Below are 25522 nucleotides of genomic sequence, written 5' to 3'. Positions count from 1 at the left end.
CATGTCAAATTGCCAACCAGACATAGCAACTCATAATTCTGCTGGAAGTACACAAACTTCTCGGATACTCCATGCTCTAAAAACTGATTATATAAAAGTTGATGAACGTACTATTGAAGACTTCATTATAGCTACAAATACATTATCAGAACATCTTAATTATTATAATCCTAATAATGTATTACTAGGAAATTGGAGTTCTTTTTTTCAATGGGAATCTACAGCTGTATTGGCACAAATCTCAATTTTAGATACTAATCAATATTTAACAGATTTAAAGTTAAAAAAAAGGACATTACTTTTTGAACCAGATGCTACTATTAGAAGAAAAATAATAGTTGATTTCTTTAAAAATATTGAAAATACTTTTAAAAATATTGAAGATAAAATAGAACATATTTCAAATGAAATACAATTTAAAGAATATTTAAAAGCAACTGTTCCAACAATAAAATCATTATTAGAAATGATAGTTGAAAGATTGGAAACACCTACAAAAGAAGCAGATATAGACGATGTGCGTTTTACATTACAACATCATTTATTTAACAAGAAAATTCAAAATTTATTTGGCTTACTAAATGATTGGAAGAAAAAAAGTAGTATTCAATTACAAGAAAACCTAAATTCTTATGCATCTCATACACCTCAGTATGCTTTGTTTTTAGCTTTTTTAAAACTCTTTGGAATTGCTCAAGAAGATCTTAATCATTTTACAAAACGTCATTTAGATTTCTATTATAAAAAAATATTGCATCTTTCTTCTGAGACTGCTAAACCGGATTATGTTCATTTATGTATTGAACCGAATAAAAACCAAATTCCATTTTTGGTGGATAAAAACAGTGTATTTATAGCAGGAAAAGATAAAGTAGGAAAAAATAAATATTATAAATCTACAGGAGATACAGCTATAAATCATGCAAAAATTTTAAATCTGTATGGAGCTGCAATAGGAAATAATACTACTTATTATTTTGAAGATTTAACAGATAAAAATGCTTCAGGAGATAATTTTAAAGCCTTCCCTAAGGTAAAAAAATCGAAGGAATTAGGGCTTGCAATAGCCAGTCCATTATTGTTTTTACGTGGTGGTTTAAGAACAATAACGCTAACCTTTAATGGGATGGCTCAAATAGATAAAAACCATTATAATTTTTATCTAACAGGAGCAAAAGAATGGATACAATTAACTCCAGAAGATGTTACTGGAAATCCCAATGCAATACAGTTTATAATTACTACAGATGAAAAAGCTATTATTCCATTTAATTCAGAATTACACGAAGGAGCAAAACTAAATACACCTTTTCCTGTATTAAAAATAAATACAAAAGAAGGTAAATTACATGAAACCTCTTTTGAAACTATTACCATTAAAGTAAATGTAGCGGATTACAAACAATTCCGTTTATTTTCTGATGTAGGAGAAGTAGATCATACAAAATCTTTTCAACCTTTTGGAGCTGTTCCAAGAACTGGAAATGGAATGGTTTTTTCTTGTAATGAGTTTTTTCAAAAAAATGGAGCAATAGGGCTTCTAAATATTGAAACTGATAAAAACGATTGGTTTTTACCTGAAAATACCGATTTAAAGTTTTTAAAACAAGGAAATTGGAGTTCAGAAGTTTCTGGAAGTCAAGGAAGTTGGAACTCATTATATTTTTTTAGAAATCTCAGTAAAACATCGTTCAGTTTTTCTGAAAATTTACCATTAACTGAAAAAGATAGTGAAGGCTTTGTAAAAATAAGTTTACAGAATTTAGCAAACTATGGTAATGAAAAATATTTAGAAAATTATATAACAGCGGCATCAGATAAAACAACACTTCCGTACATTCCAACAGTAAATAATATTACTTTTTGGTATGAAGTTGAAGACACCATAAAAATAGGAACAATAATAGGGTCTAGCGGAAACTCTTTTTCTAGCTATCACCTTTATCCAAGTGGTTATAAAGAATTAACAACTTTAACCAAAACAATTCTTCCGGATATAGAAGATAAAGGAGTTTTTTATATTGGACTTAAAAATACACTTCCGGGAAATGCTATTAATCTCTTAATTCAAGTAGCAGAAGGTACGGCAAATCCTAGGCAAAATACAATAAACTTAGAATGGCAGTATCTAAATAAAAATATATGGCAATCTTTTGAAAAAGGAAACTTGATTGAAGGAACTAATAATTTAACCCAGTCAGGAATTGTGCAATTTACAGTTCCCGAAACAATTGAATTAAGTGAACAAACACAATTTTTTTCTAACGTGTTTTGGATAAAAATTGTTGCTCCAAACAAAAATAACAATGCTCTTGATGCAGTTTGTGATATTCTTGGAGTTCACGCTCAAGCTTTAAAAGCAACACTTTTTGATTTTGAAAATTCAGGACTTCTATTTACTGAAAATACTGAAGCAGAAACCATTTCTAAATTATATAAACCAAAAAATGAGATAAAGTCAATTTCTCAACCTTACACATCTTTTGGAGGGAAAATTAAAGAGACAGATGCTCTTTTTTATCAAAGAGTTAGTGAGCGATTAAGACATAAAGACAGAGCCATTACCATTTGGGATTATGAAAAGTTGATTTTGGATAATTTTCCTGAAGTATTCCGAGTGAAATGCTTAAATCATTTTAGATATGATAAAAGAGAAAGTGAGAATATAGGTGAAATAGCCAATACAGGAGCAGGTTATGTTACTATAATTCCCGTGGCAAAAGCCAAAGGAAAAGAAACAAATATTATTTGGAAACCTTTGGTAGACTTAGGTACAATGTCTCGAATAAAAATGTTTCTAGAGAAAAAAGCATCACCACATGTTCGTATTAATGTAAAAACACCTGAACTTGAAAAGTTAGAATTACAATTTCAAGTAACATATAGAGAAATACCAGGAGGAGATGAAATTATTTACAAACAACAGTTGCAAGATGTAATTAATACGTATTTGAGTCCTTGGGCTTATAACAATACTGAGGAAGTTACTTTTCAATCGGAAATTGAAAAATCAGAGCTCATACAATTGATTGAAAAACAATTATTTGTAGATTATATCTCAGATTTTGTAGTAAAACATCATACGCTTAAAAAAAATTCTGAAAATATAGATTTAAGCAAAAGTAAAATAGTAGTGAATAAAATTATTCCTAATACTCCTTACAGTCTATTTATTCCACATGAACACCTCATATTAACTAACAAACCTTGTTGCTCATGAAAACGGAATACCACATAAAAAAAAATAGGATTTTAAAACCATCGCAAGATTTTTCTTTTCTTAGAGCTGAAGGTTTAAAATATATAGAAACACTTTCTCATAAATTATGGACGGATTATAATACGCACGACCCAGGAATTACAATTTTAGAGGTATTAGCTTATGCTATTAGTGAATTAGGATATCGTACAAATTTTGATATTCAAGATTTATTATCAGATGAAAATGGGAATATTAATAATGGTACTTTTTTCTCAGCAAGAGAAATATTAACCAATGCGGCTTTAACCAACTTAGATTATAGAAAATTATTTATAGACATTGAAGGGGTAAATAATGCTTGGATAATACATCACCAAGAAATTAAAGATGATTTAGGGTATTATAAACCTTTAACTAATGAAATTCCTATTTATCTTAATGTGAAAGAAGATAAACTTAGTCTAAAAAATAAAGACAAATATAATAATTCACTATCCAAACTACCTATACGTGGTTTGAATAAAGTAATTGTAGAATTTAGTGACAATATAGAATATGGAGAATTAAATAAAGTTAGTACACTGTATTCTTGGTCAAAAGACGATCAGTTTATTGAAGTAAAAATTGTTCCCGAATTTAATGCTTGGACAGATGAAAAAGCTTTTCTGTTAAAAGACATAAACACGCTTGGTAAAATTACAGGAAAAACCGTAAAAATAGTAGATGAGGTTGTGAAAATTACTGTGAAACAAAAGGTAAACCCATTACAAACACACACATTTACTGTAGTACCTCAAGATAATACGGAGCTTACTGAATTAAAAATTCATTTTGAAAAAAGTGATCCAATAATTGATGTTATAGAAACTTTTTTGGGTAAAAAAGAAGCTTTTGATATTACACTTATTAAAATAAAAGAAAGATTAAATAACAATAGAAATTTTACTGAAGATTGGTTATGTATTGATATTGTATCTGATATTGAAATAGGAATTTGTGCTGATATTGAATTAGAGACAACTGCTGATGCAGAAGAAGTATTGGCTAAAATACAGCAAACTATAGATTTTATTTTAAATCCTCCTATTCGTTTTTATACTTTAAATCAGATGTTAGATAAAGGGTTTAATCCTAAAGAAATTTTCTCAGGACCACAATTAGAGCATGGTTTTTTAATTGATAAAGAAATAGAAAACACCCAACTTCCAACATGTATTCATGCGTCAGATATAATTGCAGATTTAATGGGTGTTGAAGGGGTGAAAGCAGTGAATAATTTAATGTTAACTGCTTATAATGAATTAGATAACCCAATAGAAAATGCTAAAAGTGAACCATGGTGCATACAACTTAATGGTAAACAGAAACCAGTTTTTAACTTACAAAAATCAAAATTATTACTCTTTAGAGATGGAATACCATTTCTTATTCCTGATAAAAACGGACTAGAAATTGAACAAGGTATATATTATTTAAAAACGGAAAATGACACCTTTAAATTAGAAGGGCATGATAAAGATTTTCCAAAACAAAAAGGAACACATTATCAACTTGATAAATATTTTACTATTCAAGATGACTTTCCTGAAACGTATGGAATTGGTAAAGGACAATTGTCTAATAAGGCAACTGAACTGCGTAAAGCACAAGCAAAACAATTAAAAGCATATTTACAGCATTTTGATCAAATGTTAGCTGATTTTTTTAATCAACTTTATAAAGCTAAAGATCTATTTGATATCAATCCAATTGAGGAAACATATTTTCCACAGTATTTGAAAGAAATATCTGGAATTGAAGCAAAAGACTTTAGTGAAGAAGTATATGCAAAAACATTTAAAGAGGTTTTATCTCCTTCAGAAAAAAAAGAAAGAAGATCTGTTTATGAAGATAAAAAGCTTTTTTATAACCGTAGAAATAGAGTATTAGATCATCTTTTAGCTCGTTTTGGAGAATCATTTAATGACTATAGTTTTATGATGTTTACCATGCAGCAAAATGCACAAGGACTAGCAGAATTAGCGATTCAAGAAGAAGAACTAATAACAGATAAACAAAATTTCTTAAGCCAATACCCAAAACGTAGTTATGGCAGAGGTTTAGGGATTAATTATTGTCAAGAAAAATCAATAAATCTATTACATGAATGGGGAATAGGAGAACGTGGAGGTTATGAAAACCGCATTGCTGGGTTATTAGGTATTAATAATACTTATTTAAAAAATATTGTTGATATACAGCCTAAAACAACCTGGAAATATGAAACAGAGATAGGTATATTACAATTTAAGCTTTTTAATAACAATTCTTTAACTTTAGAAGAGCGTTGGGAATTAGCACACCTACTTATAAATAATAGTAGTTCTTATCGAGTTTCAAATACAGCAAATAATCGTATTCATTTTATAAATAAGAATGGAAAACGAATAGTACAATTGATAAAGAATTTTAATTCTAAAAAAGATGCAAATGACTATATCTCAAAATTGTACCAAGCAATAAATACACGATTAGAAAATTTTTATTGTATTGAACATCTATTATTACGCCCATTATTTCCAGATAATGAATTATTATCTGTCTGTTTAAATGATGATTGTAATTTAGAAGTAAACAATGATCCATATTCATTTAAAGTAACAATGGTATTGCCTGGTTGGTTAGCACGTTTTAGAAATAGGCACTTCAGAAAATATGCAGAACAAATAATTAGACAAGAAGCACCAGCTCACGTATTAATGAAAATTTGTTGGGTTGGACAAGAGGATATGATACGCTTTCAAGAAGTATATTCTAAATGGATTGAAGCATATAAAACACTTAAAGAAATCTATTGCAATGAGTCTTTAGATGAATCTGTAAAGAATTTATATAGCTCGGCATTAGCAGCTCTTATTATACAATTAAAAGAACTTAATTCTATTTACGATGAAGGTACATTATATGACTGTAAAGAAAGTGAGTTAGATAACCCTATCATATTAAACAACAGTTCCTTGGGGACATTACAAAATATACAATCATGACACTACTAAATACAAAATATCCTATTTTTGAAGCCGATCAGGTGCTTAGTCAAAAGCATTTAAATGGACTGGTGAGTTATCTTGAAGAACAAGATAGAGCTTCACGAATCCATCTTTTAGGTATGGGAATTGTGTGTGGACTGGAATTACAAAAACCGAATGCCACTACAATAAATATTAGCTGTGGAACTGGAATTACATCCTTAGGATTTTTAATTCCATTTGAAGCTGGTAGTTATACTTATTATAAAAAAACAACAATCTCTGATAACTTTTTAGCTCCTGATTTTGGTAATGAAAATTACTTAAAAGAAATCTACAAATACCGTAGTTCAGAGATTTTGGATGAAGAAACAGCAATAACTGAAGGTTTTTATCATTCTCTAGGAGAAATTGAAGAACTTATAAAAGAAACAGATCTTAAAAAAGAAAACAATAGCGTTAAAAAGGTTGAAAAATTAACAACAGCTATTTTAAAAGATAAAATAGTAATGCTTTTGTTAGAGGTGAATTTAATGAATGAAAAAAACTGTGTTACTACAGATTGTAAAGAAAGTGGAAAACATATTGAGTTTAAAATTAGACCATTATTAATAAAACAAAGCTTTATTAAAAAATTCCCTTTAGGTTTAAATGAGTGTGTAAATTATCATTTTGATACGCTTGTATTGCCTAGATATAATACTCCTAAAACTAATCTTGTAACAGGTGCTCAAGTTCTTTCATTGTTTGATGAGCTTATAGATTCATCCAAAAACAACATTAGTAAAGTTATAAAAAAAGTATATGAACGTTATTATAATTCTTTTAGTTCCTTATCAAAATATGGACGATTAGGAAATGTATTAACTAGGATAGAATTAATACAACAAAATATAAATAATTTTCATAAACAATATGTTTGGGATTGGATGGCTGACATAGTAGCAACTTATAATGAAATTGTTACTTTTCATACTTGTCACCCAGAGGTATGTTGTCCTAATAAACAAAAATTCCCATTTCATCTATTATTGGGGAGTACAGAGTTTTCAACAAAAGAATTACCTCTAGATAGTAATTTACATTATTTTAGAACAACCTTTATTAAAACAGGTATTTTAGCTCAAACTGATAATAATAAAATAGAATTACAAATTCTGTTAGAGAAATTAATTCATCAGATTGACTATTTTAGTTTACGGGAAAATGAAGTAGAAAAAAAAGGAATTAAAATAACACCATCATTATTAGGTAGTCAACAACTATCTGAAAGAGCAATTCCATTTTATTATAATGAAATAAAAGATTTAAATAATAAATGGTCTCCAAAACTCACTTTTAAAAACAAACAACATAATATACTTAGTTATCATTCTGAAGAATACAACCCAGATAATGATGCTATAAATATTCCATTAAAATTTGATATAGAATCTTATAACTTTTTTAGAATAGAAGGGCATGTAGGGCAAGAGTACACTTATGCTTTAAAAACTTTAGAAGCCATTAAAAATTCTTATAGATTACCTTTTAAAGTTATTGCTTTAAATGCAACGGAATATGAAAATAAACGACTAGATATTAGCATATTTAAAGGTGATTTTGGTGATATGGAATTAGATTATGATTTAGTTAGTAGAGATTGGGAAAATGTAATTGGAAAATTAATAGACTGGTTTGAAGATAATTATAACGCTATTACTCCTTATTTTAGTAACACAACAATTCTAAACATTTTTATAAGAGATTTAAAAAAAGGAAGAAATTTAATGAAGGAATCTTTAGTTGAGTTTATTAAGATATACTACACTTTTATTAATACTTATGAAAAAATAGAGGGAAAAGCAGAAGAACAAAGAGAAGCAATTTTTAAAAATTTACCTAACGATAAAAACCCAACTTTTGCTGAAGATCTTATAGATCATTTAGATGCGATTGTATTGGTTTGTCAAAAAGGAGAATTTAGAGCATTATTTCAAGCTGCTCAAGAAAAATGGACTACCATTGGAGAAGACATAACCTTGAAGAAATTTATAGAGAAACATCCAGGTATGGAACATAAAGCAGGTGTTTCAAAAGGAGGAACATTTATAATGATTTATCAAGATGCAACAGCTTATAAAAGCAAGGATATTTTCACTAAAGATGAAAAAAAGAAGATAGTGAAATATAAAGGTATTGTAAATGTATCTAAAACAACAGGTACACATTTAGCGAACTTTAAAAAAATGTTTTCAAGTTACGCCTCAACTCAATTGCCAAAAGAAAAAGCAACACATTTAGAAAAATATATTGATACTTTCATACAAAAGCAGCCAGAATTAGAAGCAATAGAAACTACTATTGAAACAATTCCTAATCAAATTATTTTAGCTGATTTTTTCTTGCCTTATATATGCTGTTCAAATGGAAATAACATAAATCTAATACTAGAAAATGCAAATACTGAACCAATAGTTGCAGATTTTGATGGAGATGATTTTGATAAAAACGACTTTTTCACAAATAAACTATAACTAAAAAATATATAATTATGCCAACAACAAGAAATCAAGCTGTAAAAGCTATAAATGAAATACAAGATGGAATAGGAAATAAAGCAGAAAGAGTAAGAGAAACTTTAACTAAGGTATTGGAATATACAGAATCCACACCTATTTCAAATACAGAACAACAAGGTTCTTTTCACTTTTTTGTTAGTGGAATTGATGAAGGAAGGAATAAATTAGAATCGTCCTTAACAGGATTTAAAGGAGAGGCTGGAGACTTATTCAATTTTAATTTTGAATTAGGAATTCGTAAAATAAACGATTTAAACAAGTATCTTTTTTCTCTTGAAACAGATAGAGAAGAAGAGTTAAAAGAGATTATAACTAAAATACAGAAAAATAAACTTGTTTTCAGTTTTGTTGTTCCAGTAGACATAACAACAACTACCAGAGCTACCAATGCTAATGCTGCTACACAGGCAAAACAGCATTTACCATTATCTATTACAATTACTTTTATAAGTAATTCAGATGGGTTATGGGTTGAATTTGATTTTTTAGGATTCTCAAGTTTACCTGAAATGAAATTTTCTTCGGCTAAAGTAAAAACAACAGTTTGCCTACATGCACCTAATTCATAAACATAGCATTCATATTAACTGTTCAAAAGAACAAACTGCACATCTTTTAAAAGATGAAGTTGCGGATGTACTGAAATATAATCTATATCCTAAACTAGATACTCTTATTAAACAATATGATAACCCAAACAATGTTATATCTATTGATTATTTACCCATTACTATTCCAAATACAAATTTAAAAAACTGGAAAGAAAAATTAGTAGAGGAGAGTCTTTCTCAAGTTGAAACGTATTTTCAATCTAATATTAACAGTATTAATTATCAAAATGACGGAGCCGTAAATAGCAATCAAAAAATAGATTTCAAGCTATATACACAACAATTATTTATAGATTATTTGTTAACCGGTACACTAAAAAGTAATGCTATTTCTGAAGAATTATTAGTTATTTATCATGAATTGGTAGTTGATAATGTATTTGCTCAAAAACTAATGAATAATTTAGCAAATAATATACCAGCTATATTAAGGTGGAGTTTAAATATTCCAGAAGACATTCACCAAAAATTAACATTATTATTTACTGAAGATAATTCGTTAATAGGATTTCAAAATGAAATTAAAAAAATAAAAATATCCAATCTTAAACATTATGAAAATTTATTTAATTATTTCTACTGGTTAGCTTTTTTTAAAAGAAATAATAGATTAATAAAATCAGAAAAAGAAACAATAATTAGAGATTGCCACAACTATTTTGGATTTAATTCTAGTGCAACAAAGAATATAGTTCATCATTTAAAAACCACTTTTAAAAAAGAAACTTATTTAAGTAGTTTAATAGAACAGTTTTCAATAAATGATTTTAGTAAAAATGAAATTGCAAGAAGTAAACAAGACAATGATTTAAATAATGTTATAACTAAAGTTCTAGAAGATTATAACAATCTGAAAGAAAAAGAAGCAATTACAGAATATTGGTATATCATAAATTCTGGATTAATAATTCTTCATCCTTTTTTAAAATTATTGTTTAAAAACATAGGGTATTTAACAAAAGATAATCATTGGAAAAATACGCAAGTAAAGCATAGAGCAGTGCTTTTATTACAATACCTTATTATAGGTAAAGAGGACGTTTTTGAAAATGATTTAATCTTAAACAAAATACTCTGTGGAGTTCCTATTAACCAACCGGTTATTACGGATTGGAAAATTACTTCAGACGAAAAAAAACAATGTGAGAGTTTATTAAAATCGGTTATTGAACATTGGAAAGTTTTAAAAAACACATCAGTTTCTGGATTACAAGAAAGTTTTTTACAACGAAATGGAAAGCTTGAAATAATAGCAAATGGAAATTATAAACTTGTAGCAGAACAACAAAGCATAGATATACTGCTTGATCAATTACCCTGGGGGTTGGGAATGATAAAAACTCCTTGGATGAAGGAACTCTTAAACTGTTATTGGACTTGATTTAACAAACCAAAGGAGTTGATTAAGAATTTAAAATTTATTACTAACTAAAACAATAAACTATGAAAGCAGTACACAAAAATCACTATTGTAACCTACCTATGATAAAAAGTAGAAATTTTGAGGTAGGAATGAATCCAATTAGGATGGAAGCCATTATTATGATGGAAAAAAAATGGGTAGCAGGAACAGTATTAAAGTACTATTTTTTTAAAGACAACTCTTTTTTTTCAACAGTTACAGATAGTACAGGCAATCAAAGAAATAACTTATGGAAAGGAACCAATACAGAGGAGGTAGCGGTTAAAAATGGTTTTAAAAAATGGAAAAGCTTAGGTATAGGTTTAGAATTTGAAGAAACAAGCAACATATTAGAATCTCACATTCGCATTGGTTTTGCCAAAGGAGAAGGAGCCTGGTCTTATGTAGGAAGAGATAGCTGGGGGATTCCCAAAGAGCAAAGAACAATGAATTTTGGCTGGGATATAATAAACGACCAGGATACTATTTTACATGAAATAGGCCATGCTTTAGGGTTGCCACATGAACATCAAAATCCTAATGCAGGTATTATATGGAATGAAGAAGCTGTTTATAATGAATTGGCAGGGGCCCCTAATTTTTGGAGTAGAGATAAAACCTTCCATAATATTATCAGAAAAATAAACCCTGATATAGTGCAAGGTTCTAGTTGGGATCCAAACTCTATTATGCATTATCCTTTTGGAAATGGTATGATTATGTCTCCATCACAATATCAAAATGGATTATTTCCAGAAGACGGACTTTCAGAACGTGATATTACTTGGGTAAAACAATTTTATCCTAAAATAGATAAACGAACTTTTTTAGATATAAAACCATTTCATTCAGAGGTAATTTCTTTAGCAAATGGAGAGCAGGCTAATTTTGTATTTATACCAGAAGAAACCAGAACATACACCATTCAAACTTTTGGATTTATGGATACAGTTATGGTTTTGTCTGAAGTTGTAGATGGAGAAAACGAATATATTTCTGGTGATGATGATAGCGGAGAAGATAGAAATTCACATATAAATTTAAAGCTATTAAAAAATAAAAAATACATCATTAATTTAAAGCTTTACTATAAAACCAGTGCAGGAAATACTTGTATAATGGTTTGGTAATATGATTTTTGAATACTTATTTAAATTAATAACTCAGACATTGGTGAAGTTAAAGATCTTACTTTTAATTATTTAATTATAAGAACAACAAGGTTTCTAATGGGCTTGTAAACTTTAGGAATAACCATAAATTTTAGAAATTATGAACACTGTAATATTTCAAAAAAAAGAAAATAGAGCGAATAACCAAGCAGCATCAAAAAAGAACAATCCTTTTTTTAGTCCGTTAGTTGTTCAAAAAAAACTAAGTATTGGTGCATCAGACGACGCTTATGAAATAGAAGCAGATAGTGTTGCAGATAAAGTAGTAAACATGTCAGATGCTCAGGTGCAAGCAAAATTACAAACTGGTGCTTTAGTACAACGTAAATGCTCTGATTGTGAAAAGGAAGAAATCCAAAAAAAACCAATAGCAGAAAGTATTTCGCCATATATTCAAAAATCAGCATTAAGTTCATCGGGAGAAAGTACAGCTTCAAACCAAATTTCTTCGCAAATTAACAGTAGCAAAGGAAGTGGAAATAATATGAGTAATAATACTCGTAATTACATGGAAAGTCGTTTTGGAACGGACTTTTCAGATGTGAAAATTCATACAGGAAGCAATGCAATTCAATTATCAAAAGAATTAAATGCACAAGCTTTTACTGTGGGGAATGATATTTATTTTAATGAAGGGAAATACAATCCGAGTTCTAATTCTGGCAAACATTTATTGGCACATGAGTTGACGCATACTTTGCAGCAGGGTGGGATTCAAAGGAAGATGATACAAAAATCAGTTGAAACTAATGATGTTAGCTGTGGAAATTATGATCCAGACCACCCCACAATGAGGGTTATAGGTAATTTAGATCCTGTAGGATTCATAGAAACTGCAAATAATACTGCAATATCTTATTTAGACAATGTGATTTTAGAATTAGAATATTATAGAAATGAAATTGTAAATAAAGGAGAAACACCTGGTTGGCCCACATTTTCTGATTGTTTTGGCACCTCAATTAATCTTAGATTTAGAAGATTTAATTCTGAAAATGATTCATTTTGGAGGGGAAGCAGAGGAGCTACTAGATTAATACATTGGTATTCTGAAATACGTAGAATTTTGGCTAGTGGAACTATGAAATATACCTGTATTACAGATTATGCCTTTTGCGGAACCGATACATGGGCTGGTGCTAGTTTTGGTCTACGAAGAATATATTTTTGCTTACCGTTTTGGAATAGCTCAACTTTACCGGATAGAGCTTTAACAATAATTCATGAGACCTCTCATACATTTTTTAATACAAGTGACTATAATGGTAGAACTATGGGGAATGCACATTGTATAGAGCAATTTGTAGCAGATATAAATAATATTGCTATTAGTGATGAATTTGAATCTGCCTGTGGTGGTAAAAATAACTCTTGCAGCTAAAAAAAGTAACTTTAAAAAATATTTGATTTAACATTTTTTGATTATTTATTAAATATAATAGATATGAATTAATTTTCATAAAATAATTATCTACACAAAATAATAAATAAGTAAAAAAATCTGATGCATTATTGTTTTGCTTAAAATGGATTATAATGAGACAAATTTAAATCACTAAAATAATATTGTTTTAGATTGGGTAATACATAAATTAAACGAACTAAGAAATGTAAATAATAGGATGAGTTTACTGTTGAGTCTTATTAATCAGTATGTAAAAAGGAGTTTATACTTTAAGAAAATGTTTTTATAAAATAAGAAACCTATGCCATTTCAAAATCTAAGAAAATACATCATTCAACAATTACAAGAAGAACAGGGGAGGGAAACTTTAGATTTTCGTAATACTTTTTCTGAAATATTACAACGAGAAACTTCTCAAGAAGAAGCTTTAATTATTTTAATGGTATTGGCTCCTCATGTTTTTTCCGGTTTTTATGAAAGTATTTTTAATGAACTACATCCTAATGGAGGAGAATTTCCAGAATGGGGAGGTATTAAAGATGAGCAATATAGAAGCATGCAACCTACCGGAGAGACTATTCAACATATTACAGGAAGAAATGATGTTAAAAAACGATTATTACTACAATCATATTTTGAAACGGAACATTGGTTTTTTAAAGAGCAAATTTTATATATATCTTCGGTAAAAGAAGGAATGCCTTTTATGAGTGGAAAAATTATTTTACCACAAGAAAGCCTTAGTTTATTAATGTATGGAAAACTGCTGAAACCAAAATTTGGACCTGATTTCCCTGCAAAAGAGCTTTCTACATTAATGGAGTGGGAAGATTTAGTTTTAAATAAAAAAACGCTTGTACAAATTGATCAGTTGCGCTTGTGGATTAAGCACCATAAAACCTTACGTGAAGACTGGGCAATGGAAAAACGAGTTTCTCCTGGGTATAAAGCATTGTTTTACGGCCCGTCAGGAACTGGAAAAACATTAACAGTGTCGTTATTAGGAAAAGAATTTAATCGTCCTGTTTATCGTATAGATTTATCACAAATAGTATCTAAATATATAGGAGAAACTGAAAAAAATCTTGAAAAAATATTTATTAGAGCAGAAAATAAAGATTGGATACTTTTTTTTGATGAAGCAGATTCTTTATTTGGAAAGCGCACCAATACTCGTTCTGCTCAAGATCGTTTTGCAAATCAAGGGGTAAGTTATTTATTACAACGAATTGAAAATTTTAATGGAGTAGTAATTTTGGCTAGTAATTATAAAAATAATATTGACCAGGCATTTATACGTAGGTTTAATGCCATGATTATGTTTACAAAGCCCAATGCGCAAGAAAGATTACAACTATGGAAAATGGCAATTCCAAAACCTATTTCTGTCGATGAAAATTTACTAAAAAAATTAGCAGAAGCTTACGAACTGACTGGAGCTCAAATAGTGAATACAATAACATATAGCTGCTTACAGGCTGCTGAAGAGAAAGAAAAAAAAATATCAAGAGAAAATATTCTAAACGCTATAAGAATAGAGTTTCAAAAAGAAGAGAAAATGTTTACAAAACTGCATTGATTAAATTTTTTTTTGTTTTATAAAACGAATAAAAAGGTTGTTATATTTTTTTAAAGTCTAGATTTAGCTTTGAGAGTAACTTTGAATATATCTTTTTGATTTTATTATCATGAATGAATTATAAAAAAAATATAATTAAAAAAAGGAGAATAGAAATTGTATATGTAATAATAAAACCAAACAAATTATGAAAACAATTAGATACCGCAGTACAGGTAGTGATGTTCATTTACTAGAAGAAATATTAGTAGAATTAGGATACACCGTAGTTATTTCTAATTATTTTGGTTTAGACAGTCAAAATGCCATAATGGATTTTCAGAAAAAAAATGGTTTGATTATAGATGGTATTGTAGGTGCAAAAACCTGGTCTAAACTTATTGAAGCACAAAATGCTTTAATTATATTTAATGATAAATTTTTATCAGAGAATGACTTACAAGATTTTGCAGATCATTATAATTTAGAATTAGCAGTTGTTAAAGCTGTAAATGAAATAGAAAGCTTAGGGAAAGGGTTCTTACTTGATGGACGTCCACGTATTTTATTTGAAGGCCATATTTTTTGGAAAGAGTTAAAAAAGAGAGGTCTTAACCCCGAAGATTTTGTTTCAAATAACACAAAAAATGTACTCTATGAAAAATGGGCTAAAAAGTATTATGAAGGAGGGAAACAAGAGTATGATAGACTTGAAAAAGCTGCAGGAATGAGTGATATAGATGCTGTACACGAAGCTGCATACGCATCTGCTTCCTATGGATCCTTTCAAATAATGGGTTTTAATTTTAAATTAGTTGGCTTTCCAAGTATTGATAGTTTTGTATCACAAATGTACACACATGAAAAAGCGCATTTATCTGCTTTTGGTAAATTTTGCGAAGCAAATAGACTTATTCATCATCTAAAATCTAAAAATTGGGCATCTTTCGCTAAAGGTTATAATGGTGCTGCCTATGAAAAAAACAAATATGATATAAAATTAGAGAATGCATATAATAAATATAAGTTATGGAATTAGTTAGTACTATATCAAGTTTTATAATAACCTTATTCTTAATATGGTTAAATAGGTAAATTGATTAATGCTTTCAATTTAAGCATATTGACAGAGAAAATGTAATTTCTAATCTAGATGAGATTTTATCTTTTCAATTTTTTAATCTCATAAAAAAGAAGGTTAAATATATTGTTGAAGTAATTTTTTTTGTTCTTCTTAATAAAGTTAGAATTAATTTATTCTCATTTTAATTGATATTCTAACTTAATTTAAGTAAATTAGTATCACGCTATTGGTTGAAGATTCATCTTAAATAGTATTTAATTTTTAATTTTTAGCAATAAGTAAAATTATTTAGCATATTGTATTTTACCTTTTTATACAATTAAATTAACAGGTTGAAAGACCTTGAAGTGCCGTAGATAAAGAGTAGGAGGTAAAAAAACATATATTTTTAAATAAATATTTTTTTTTATAATTAGTTATAATTAAAAAATAATATTATGTTTACAGAATAAATAAAGAAAGTTATTTTGATTGAAATAAGTTTCTTCCCCATAAAATTGCCCCCCCTGCAATTAATATTACCCCTAAGTATTTTTAATAACCCCCTTTAGTAGTTGCAATACCCCTTTTGTAATTACAACAACCCCAAAATTAATAGTATCTATTTAATTAGATATACATTTTTTAGAAAGACAAATTATGTGACTTTCAGGGCGAAGCCATGGAATTCAATAAAAATAAAGATTAAATAAATTTTATAATTATAGGGATTAAAAATTAGTAAACTCAATTGAAATATCTAAAAATTCCATAGTTATTTAAAAGTGAAAATTATTATTAATTCTAAAATTAAATGTTATATGGAAGATTGGTATGTTTTATATACAAAACCTAAGAAGGAAAAGAGGGTTGCTGAAGAATTAAGTAATATAGGAATTAAAGCCTATTGTCCAATGATTGTTGAAACACGTCAATGGTCAGATAGAAAGAAGAAAGTAACAGTTCCATTAATACCAAGTTATGTTTTTGTTCAATTGCCAGAAGTTGAACGTAGTAAGGCTTTTTCTGTTCAAGGAATTGTTCGTTATATGTATTGGTTAGGAAAACCGGCAATAGTATATAATAGAGAGATTACCGAAATTCAAAAATGGATTAAAAATGAGACAATGGATTTTAAACTTCAAAATTTAAGTCCGGGAGATAAATATACAATTAAAGAAGGGCATTTTAAAAATCTAGAAGGAATTGTAAACGAGGTGAATGGTAATCGAGTTCAAATAATATTGAAAGGATTAGGTCTTAAAATTACCATGCAAAAGAAGAGATAGATTTTAGTTCATTTATTTAATACGAATTTAAAATTGTATAAAATAAAACAAACTGGAATTAGTAACCTATTATAAAATATCAATTTATTAGAGGTTCATATAAAGTTTTTATTTAACAAGAATCTCAATCAACTAAGCATTTTGTAAATCACATTTATGTGATTTATGTGGCGAAGCCATGAAATTACAAACTTTAAAAAAAAAATTATGAAAAAAACTCAAATTATTTTATTCGTTCTGTTAATAGTATTTACTATTACTTGGTCATTCGTTGTTTTTAGCAGTGTTAGAAATTTCTAATTAATAAGTATAAAAGATTATTAATGTACATCTTATAACTTAATTATATTTAAGTGTGATGTATAAAATTAAAATTAATTTTTAATGTTTAGGAAAAAACAATAAATTAAATAAAACTAAAGGTAGTTTTGTATTTGATAATATAATATGAAGAATTTGTCCCCACGTCAAGTTATAAATAGGGTATTGACCTAATTAGAATTTCTAGTTAGGTGAATACCCTATTTTTTTATATTACTATCTTAAAAAAATAAAAAATGAATCAGATAACACATGTAATTTTAACAGGAGGAATTGGAAGTAGATTATGGCCTTTATCAAGGAAAAGTCAACCCAAGCAGTACTTAGATTTATTTGAAAATAAATCATTGTTCGAAATGACTGTGGAAAGAAATTCAGGTTTAGTTAACAATATTATAGTTGTTGGAAATGTAGATAATTGTCATCTGAGTCGGGAAATTCTTCAAAAAACCAAAACAGGTTATATAGATATTATAGAGGCAACACCCAGAAATACAACTGCGGCAATTGTATTTGCTGCATTGGCAGCTGATGTTAATGATATTTTAATTGTTACACCATCTGATCACGTAATTGAAGGCCATTTGGCATATGAAGAAACAATTAAAAATGCTGTTGAAAAGGCAAAAGATGATTTTATAGTAACTTTTGGAATTGTGCCTACCAAACCAGAAACAGGTTATGGATATATTGAATATAAAGATGATGAAGTACTTTCTTTTGTGGAAAAACCAAATTTAGAAAAAGCACAAGAATATTTAAAAAGTAATCAATTTTTATGGAATAGTGGTATGTTTTGCTTTAAAGCAAGTGTTATTTTAGAAGAAATAAAAAAGTTTACCCCAGATATTTATGAAAAGGCAAAAATAGCGTGGAATCATAATAAAAATGGAAATTTAGATTTAAATTTATCATTAGAAATACCAGCAATAAGTATAGATTATTCAGTGATGCAAAAAAGTTCCAAAATTAAGGTTGTACCAGCAACTTTTCAATGGTCGGATTTAGGTTCATTTGAATCTTTATATGAGTATTTAGCATCAAAAGACTATCCTATTGATGCTAGTGGAAATATGGTAATTGGCTCAGATTTATATACAGCATTTGTAGGTGTTAAAAATGCAATTTTTGTACATACACCATCAGCCAATTTAATACTACAAAAAGAAGTTTCTCAAAAAGTTAAGGATATTTACAACAGTTTAGAAAAAGAAAATTCAGATTTATTATATTAAAAAAAAACAATTATGAGCAAGAAAACAGCATTTATTACAGGGGTTACAGGTCAAGATGGTGCCTATTTAAGTGAATTTTTATTAAAAAAAGGATATGAAGTTCACGGCTTAAAGAGACGTTCTTCACTTTTTAATACAGATAGAATTGATCATTTATACCAAGATCCTCATATTGAAAACAGAAACTTTGTTTTACATTATGGAGACATGACAGATAGTACAAATTTAATTCGTTTGATTCAAGAAATTCAACCAGATGAAATCTATAATTTGGCAGCAATGAGTCATGTAGCTGTATCTTTTGAAACACCTGAATATACAGGGAATGCTGATGGATTAGGAACGTTAAGAATTTTAGATGCAGTTCGTTTATTAGGTCTTGAGAAAAAAACAAAAATTTATCAGGCTTCAACATCAGAATTGTATGGAAAAGTACAAGAAGTTCCACAAAGTGAAACTACACCTTTTTATCCACGTTCTCCATATGCAGTTGCTAAAATGTATGCTTATTGGATTACGGTAAATTATAGAGAAGCATATAATATGTATGCATGTAACGGTATCTTATTTAACCATGAATCACCAATACGAGGAGAAACATTTGTAACCCGTAAAATTACAAGAGCTACGGCACGTATAGCTTTAGGTTTACAAGATAAAGTTTATTTAGGTAATTTAGATGCACAACGAGATTGGGGACACGCAAAGGATTATGTGCGCATGATGTGGATGATTTTACAAGCAGATGAACCAGAAGATTGGGTAATTGCAACAGGGAAAACAACTTCAGTAAGAGAATTTGTGAGACTTAGTTTTGCTGAAGTAGGAATTGAATTAGAGTTTAAAGGAATTGGGATTGAAGAAAAAGCATATGTAAAAGCTTGTAACAATTCAGAATATCAGGTAGAAATAGGGAAAGAAGTATTAGCTGTAGATCCAGCATATTTTAGACCTACTGAAGTTGAATTATTAATTGGAGATCCCACAAAAGCAAACACAAAATTAGGATGGATACCAAAATATGATTTGCAACAATTAATTCAAGATATGATGCATGGTGATATTGATTTAATGAAAAAAGATAAATATTTACAACAAAATGGATACAAAACCTTAAACTATTTTGAATAATGTTTGGAATTGAGAAGATGAAATATTTAAGTTAGAAGTATAGGTCTTTGTAAAGATGTGTTTCTATAGAATAAAAAGCAAGACTTCGGCAATGTCATATTAACTAATATATTACTTTATCATCCAATACTATTTAAACAAAAGAACAATGAATAAAACAGATAAAATATACATTGCAGGTCACAGAGGAATGGTAGGCTCAGCAATATGGCGAGCTCTAACCACTGCTGGTTATACTAATATAATTGGTAAAACTAGTGCAGAGCTTGATCTTCGTAATCAAGCTGATGTTCGTTCCTTTATAGCTAGTGAAAAACCAGTAGCTATTATTGATGCTGCAGCAAAAGTAGGTGGGATCTTAGCCAATAGTGAAAATCAATTTGAGTTTTTATTAGAGAATCAACAAATTCAAAATAATTTAATTCAGGAAGCACATACTAATAATGTAGCAAAATTCATTTTTTTAGGAAGTTCTTGTATTTATCCTAAATTGTCACCTCAACCACTTAAAGAGGAGTATTTATTAACAGGTTCTTTAGAACCAACAAATGAAGGATATGCAATTGCTAAAATTTCAGGTGTAAAACTCTGTCAATTTATTCGCAATCAATACAAAAAGGATTTTGTAAGTTTAATGCCAACCAATTTATATGGTCCATTTGATAATTTCGATTTAAAATCTTCTCATGTTTTGCCCGCAATGCTTCGTAAATTTCATGAAGCTAAAATAAGTAATAATTCTGTTCAACTTTGGGGTAGTGGAAAACCAATGCGTGAATTTTTACACGTAGATGATTTAGCAAAAGCAGTACTTTTTACATTAGAAAATATTTTGCCAGAACATTTATACAATGTAGGAACAGGAACTGATATTACTATTAAACAATTGGCAGAAACCATTCAGGAAATTACGGGACATAGAGGTGAAATTGTATGGGATAGAGAAAAACCTGATGGCACACCGCGTAAATTGTTAGATGTTTCTAAACTAAACAAATCGGGTTGGAAAGCTCAAGTAGAATTACAGGATGGTATTAAAGAAACCTATAAGTGGTTTTTAGAACATCAAGATTCTTTCAAACAATTGAAAATGAGTTAAGTTTTTAAAATTGTTATATAAAGTAATCAACATATTGCACTGATTTTTATTAACTCTGGCGAATCTTAAATTTTAGGTTCCGAAAATAAAATTTAAGCATAAAAAAATTAAAAGTGAGAATAACATGTTTTTATCACAGCTTATAATGGCAATAAAGAGTTAAAACAGTAAAAGCAGTTTGTAGAAGTATGTTTAATAAAAACAAAAAATAGTATTATGAAAGTAGGAATTACCTTTAGTTCGTTCGATTTATTACACGCTGGGCATATAAAAATGCTAGAAGAAGCCAAAAGCCAGTGTGACTATTTAATATGTGGATTACAATCAGATCCAACCATAGACAGGCCAGAAAAAAATAAACCGGTTCAAACAGTTGTAGAACGTTATATACAATTAAAAGGTTGCAAATTTGTAGATGAAATTGTGCCTTATACAACAGAGCAAGATTTGGAAGATATTTTAAAATCTTTTAAAATTGATTTACGTATTATAGGAGATGAATATGAGCATAAAGATTATACTGGTAAATCCTATTGTATAGAAAATGACATTCAACTATATTTTAATCGCAGAGATCATAGATTTTCAAGCAGTGGACTACGTAAGGAAGTTCATAAACGTGAAAATAATAAATAGAAAAGTTTGTAAGAAGTTTAATTAATCATACTGAAATTATCTAGTAATTAATCGCTTAAATTTATTTAAAAAGAAAAAATTTATATGAAATTAGTAATTATAGGAACAGGTTATGTAGGCTTGGTGTCGGGTACTTGTTTTTCAGAAATGGGAAACACAGTAACATGTGTAGATATAGATACAGAAAAAGTTGAAAATTTAAAAAAAGGAATCCTTCCTATTTATGAGCCAGGTTTAGAAGCTTTGGTTTTAAAGAATGTAAAAAATAAGAACTTAAAATTCACAAATAGTTTACCAGAAGCAATAAAAGATGCCAGTATTGTATTTATAGCAGTTGGTACACCAATGGGTGATGATGGTTCAGCAGATTTACAATATGTTTTGGCAGTTGCGAAAGAAATCGGAGCAACTATGCAGAAAGAACTTATTGTTGTAGACAAATCAACCGTTCCAATTGGTACGGCTGATAAAGTAAAAGTTACAATACAAGATGAATTAGATAAACGAGAGAAAAATATTTTGTTTCATATGGTATCTAATCCTGAATTTTTAAAGGAAGGAGCGGCAATTAATGACTTTATGAAGCCAGATAGAGTAGTAATAGGTTCAGATAATGAAGATGCAGAAGAAAAAATGAAGCAATTATATGCCCCATTTTGTATGTCGCATGACCGATTTATAGCAATGGATATTCGTTCTGCAGAAATGACAAAATATGCCGCGAATGCAATGTTAGCTACAAAAATTTCATTTATGAATGAAATAGCAAATATATGTGAGCGAGTTGGAGCAGATGCCAATATGGTACGTACGGGGATAGGATCAGATAAAAGAATAGGTTATAATTTTATTTATCCAGGAGCTGGTTATGGAGGTTCTTGCTTTCCAAAGGATGTAAAAGCATTGCAAAAAATTGCAGCAGAGCACAATTATGAAGCAAAAGTAATTACAGCAGTTGAAGAGGTTAATGATGCACAAAAACTTGTAATTGCCCAAAAGGTAGTAAAACGTTTTGGTGAAGATTTAACTGGGCTTACATTTGGTTTGTGGGGCTTGGCTTTTAAACCAGGTACAGATGATATGAGAGAAGCACCAGCTATTTATGTAGTAAATGAATTGGTGAAAAGAGGCGCAACTATAAATGCTTATGATCCTAAGGCCATAGGAGAAGCTAAAAAAATGTATTTAAAGGGTGTTAAAAATATAAATTATGTAAGCTTTAAATACAATGCAGTTGAAAATGCAGATGCTTTAATTTTACTAACAGAATGGAAAGAATTTCGTTCTCCTGATTTTGAAGAGATTAAAAAGCAATTAAAATCCCCTATTATTTTTGATGGTAGAAACCAGTACAACAATTACAAATTAGAAGAAAAGGGATTTGAATATTATCAGATTGGGAAAAAGGATGAAAGATTAAAAATCACGCTTACTTTATAAATGAAAGAAGCAAAACGCGTAGCTAAAAATACGGGAATATTATACGTTCAAATGGCCATCACAGTGTTGATGTCTTTATATACTACACGTTTAATTTTAGCTGCTTTAGGAGCTGATGATTTTGGGATCTTTAATGTTGTAGGCGGGGCAATAGCGATGTTAACATTTTTAAATTTGGCAATGTCACAAGCTTCGCAGCGGTTTATGTCATTTGCTCAAGGTGAAGGAAATTTTAATAAACAAAAAAATATTTTTAATATTAGTTTGATATTACATTTTTTTATTGCCATTGCTGTAGTTATTTTATTAGAAATGGTAGGTTATTTTTTATTTGATGGTATTTTAAAGATAGATATAGAGCGTTTAGATGTTGCCAAACTTATTTATCAATTTTTAATAGTAAGTACTTTCTTTACTATTATATCTGTTCCGTATGATGCAATAATCAATGCGCACGAAAACATGTTGTTAGTGGCAATTTTGCGTATTATTGATACAGTTTTAAAATTAGTAATAGCCTTATTTATTACCAATACTAGTTCAGATAAATTATACATTTATGGGCTTTTAATGGCTTGTTTGTCTGTGTTTTTATTAATTCTTAGACAAATATATTGTCACAGGACATATAAAGAAGTTACCATTAATTTTAAAAAATATTTTAATAAACCATTATTTAAAGAAATGACCAATTTTGCTGGCTGGAGCTTTTTAGGTTCTTCCAGTAGTTTAATTACAAATTATGGTCAAGGTATTGTAATTAATATGTTTTTTGGTACTGCAGTAAATGCTGCACAAGGTGTTTCGGCGCAGATAAGCGGGCAATTGGGGACTTTTGCTAGGACTATGCTTAAGGCGTTAAACCCTATGATAGTTAAAAGTGAAGGGGCAGGTGATAGAAAATTAATGTTAAAAGCTTCATTTATTGGAAGTAAGGTTTCCTTTTTTCTTTTAACCATTTTTTACGTACCTGTGATATTAGAAATGCCTTATATTTTTGGGTTTTGGTTAAAAAAAGTACCCGAATATGCTATTTTATTTTGTCAATTATTGTTGGTGAGAAATTTAATAGAACAGCTCTTTCTTACATTAGCATCTTCAATTGCTGCTGTTGGAAATATTAAAAAATTTCAAACATATACTGCAATCCTCAATTTTTTACCTTTAGTAGTTGGTTATATATTATTTTCTTTTGGTTATCCACCTAATACATTATATATCGTATTTATCATTTACGCTATTTGTAATGCATTAATTACTCTATATTTTGGAAAAATAGAATGTGGCTTATCAATTAAGGAGTTTATAGAGACTGTAGTAATTAAAAGTGTTTTTTCTTTTCTAATAATATATTTAATAGCACTTATTCCTAATTATTTTTTATCAGAAGGTTTAAGGAGGTTTATAGTAGTTTTTTTAGTTAGTACCTGCTCCTTTATTATTGTTGTTTGGTTTATTGGCTTAACTAAATATGAAAAAAGTAATGTTACAAATATATTTCAAAATTTTTATTCAAAATATAATATAAAATTATAAATGAAAAATTATTCTATTTTTATAAGTTCATCCGATGCTTATAGTGATCTATGGCCTATTTTTTTTGATCTATTTCATAAGTATTGGCCAGATTATAAGGGGATTATATACTTAAATACTGAGAGTAAAATCTATAATCATTCAAAACTTAATATAGTTTGTACAAATGTAGGACAACAAAGTAGTTTTGGAAAAACATTTAGAAAAGGTCTTGATAAAGTTGAAACTGATGATGTATTATTGATGATGATTGATCATATTTTTATGGGGAATGTAAATAATGAGAAGTTGAAAGAGTATTTTAAATATTTTAAAAATCATGATATAGATTCAATGTGTTTGGTTAATCAAAATTATAGAGAATTAGAGAAAACTAAATTTAAGGATATTGAAATTATGGTTCCGCCCACAAAAGATATGTTTTCATTTCAAATTTCTTTTTGGAAAAAAAACATACTTTATGAAATGGCCTTACCACATGAAAACCCTTGGACTTCTGAGTGGTATGGGACAAAAAGAGCTAATAAAATGAAACTAAAGTTTACATGTCTATCTAAAGATGTAAAAACACCAATAATTTATGATTTAGCAGGTTGTTTACATAAAGGTAAATGGTTGGTAAATGCAAAAGAACACCTTGAGAGTATTAATTATAAAGTTGATTATAGTAAAAGAGGGTATTATATAAAACCTCTTTTAACACTAAAAAGCAGAATTAGAGCAAAATGGATGTTCGTAACACATGGTTTAAAAGGTAGTTATTGGGATTTAATGCAGAGGTAATAAATAAATCTCTACAATACTCGATGTTATCCAATGAAATTTATCCAAATAGGCTATTAGGTTAGAGTTT

The 25522-nt window shown here is 28.6% G+C and carries 17 protein-coding genes; all 17 read left to right on the top strand.

The annotated features are described in order from the left end of the window. Position 1 precedes the first annotated feature (1 nt). The 17 genes from DAD81_RS19495 (at position 2) to DAD81_RS19415 (ending at position 25452) form a co-directional block, all read left to right on the top strand. The gene (locus DAD81_RS19495) at positions 2–3220 is read left to right on the top strand and encodes a baseplate J/gp47 family protein (RefSeq protein WP_111709996.1); all 3219 of its coding nucleotides are present in this window, start codon (positions 2–4) and stop codon (positions 3218–3220) included. After that, a complete protein-coding gene (locus tag DAD81_RS19490; RefSeq protein ID WP_111709995.1) occupies positions 3217–6228 on the top strand; it encodes a hypothetical protein in 3012 nt (1003 codons plus the stop codon). The genes DAD81_RS19495 and DAD81_RS19490 overlap by 4 nt, the downstream gene beginning before the upstream one ends. Beyond that, on the top strand, positions 6225–8726 hold the full coding sequence (locus DAD81_RS19485) for a hypothetical protein (RefSeq protein ID WP_111709994.1): 2502 nt from the start codon (positions 6225–6227) through the stop codon (positions 8724–8726). The genes DAD81_RS19490 and DAD81_RS19485 overlap by 4 nt, the downstream gene beginning before the upstream one ends. Positions 8727–8743: 17 nt before the next feature. Further along, positions 8744–9340, top strand: a complete 597-nt coding sequence (locus DAD81_RS19480; protein ID WP_111709993.1) for a hypothetical protein — start codon at positions 8744–8746, stop codon at positions 9338–9340. Next, positions 9324–10763: a contractile injection system tape measure protein gene (locus DAD81_RS19475; RefSeq protein ID WP_111709992.1), complete on the top strand. Its 1440-nt coding sequence runs from the start codon at positions 9324–9326 to the stop codon at positions 10761–10763. Before DAD81_RS19480 ends, DAD81_RS19475 begins: the two co-directional genes overlap by 17 nt. A 62-nt stretch (positions 10764–10825) precedes the next feature. Further along, positions 10826–11914 (top strand): M12 family metallopeptidase, encoded by a 1089-nt coding sequence (locus DAD81_RS19470; protein WP_111709991.1) that lies wholly within the window; start codon positions 10826–10828, stop codon positions 11912–11914. A gap of 142 nt (positions 11915–12056) precedes the next feature. Further along, entirely contained in the window at positions 12057–13337 is a 1281-nt protein-coding gene (locus DAD81_RS19465) for an eCIS core domain-containing protein (RefSeq protein ID WP_111709990.1), read from the top strand. Between the two features lie 325 nt (positions 13338–13662). Continuing rightward, on the top strand, positions 13663–14940 hold the full coding sequence (locus DAD81_RS19460) for an ATP-binding protein (protein ID WP_111709989.1): 1278 nt from the start codon (positions 13663–13665) through the stop codon (positions 14938–14940). Positions 14941–15127: 187 nt separating this feature from the next. Then, the gene (locus DAD81_RS19455) at positions 15128–15958 is read left to right on the top strand and encodes an N-acetylmuramidase domain-containing protein (RefSeq protein ID WP_111709988.1); all 831 of its coding nucleotides are present in this window, start codon (positions 15128–15130) and stop codon (positions 15956–15958) included. A gap of 845 nt (positions 15959–16803) precedes the next feature. Further along, positions 16804–17271, top strand: coding sequence for a UpxY family transcription antiterminator (locus tag DAD81_RS19450; RefSeq protein WP_111710070.1), 468 nt, complete (start codon positions 16804–16806; stop codon positions 17269–17271). A gap of 557 nt (positions 17272–17828) precedes the next feature. Next, a complete protein-coding gene (locus tag DAD81_RS19445) occupies positions 17829–18827 on the top strand; it encodes a mannose-1-phosphate guanylyltransferase (protein WP_111709987.1) in 999 nt (332 codons plus the stop codon). 12 nt (positions 18828–18839) lie between these two features. Continuing rightward, positions 18840–19958, top strand: coding sequence for a GDP-mannose 4,6-dehydratase (gmd, locus tag DAD81_RS19440; protein ID WP_111709986.1), 1119 nt, complete (start codon positions 18840–18842; stop codon positions 19956–19958). 148 nt (positions 19959–20106) lie between these two features. Next, positions 20107–21057, top strand: coding sequence for a GDP-L-fucose synthase family protein (locus DAD81_RS19435; RefSeq protein WP_111709985.1), 951 nt, complete (start codon positions 20107–20109; stop codon positions 21055–21057). A gap of 216 nt (positions 21058–21273) precedes the next feature. Next, on the top strand, positions 21274–21693 hold the full coding sequence (locus DAD81_RS19430; protein ID WP_111709984.1) for an adenylyltransferase/cytidyltransferase family protein: 420 nt from the start codon (positions 21274–21276) through the stop codon (positions 21691–21693). An 84-nt stretch (positions 21694–21777) separates the two neighbouring features. Continuing rightward, on the top strand, positions 21778–23133 hold the full coding sequence (locus tag DAD81_RS19425) for a UDP-glucose dehydrogenase family protein (RefSeq protein ID WP_111709983.1): 1356 nt from the start codon (positions 21778–21780) through the stop codon (positions 23131–23133). After that, positions 23134–24669: a lipopolysaccharide biosynthesis protein gene (locus DAD81_RS19420; RefSeq protein ID WP_111709982.1), complete on the top strand. Its 1536-nt coding sequence runs from the start codon at positions 23134–23136 to the stop codon at positions 24667–24669. After that, positions 24670–25452, top strand: a complete 783-nt coding sequence (locus DAD81_RS19415) for a hypothetical protein (protein ID WP_111709981.1) — start codon at positions 24670–24672, stop codon at positions 25450–25452. Positions 25453–25522 lie beyond the last annotated feature (70 nt).

The sequence above is a fragment of the Lutibacter citreus genome (assembly GCF_003260195.1).
In the GTDB taxonomy this organism is placed as follows: Bacteria; Bacteroidota; Bacteroidia; order Flavobacteriales; family Flavobacteriaceae; genus Lutibacter; species Lutibacter citreus.
The sequence above is the reverse complement of the archived record's forward strand: the minus strand, read 5'-3'. Positions and strand labels throughout refer to the sequence as shown.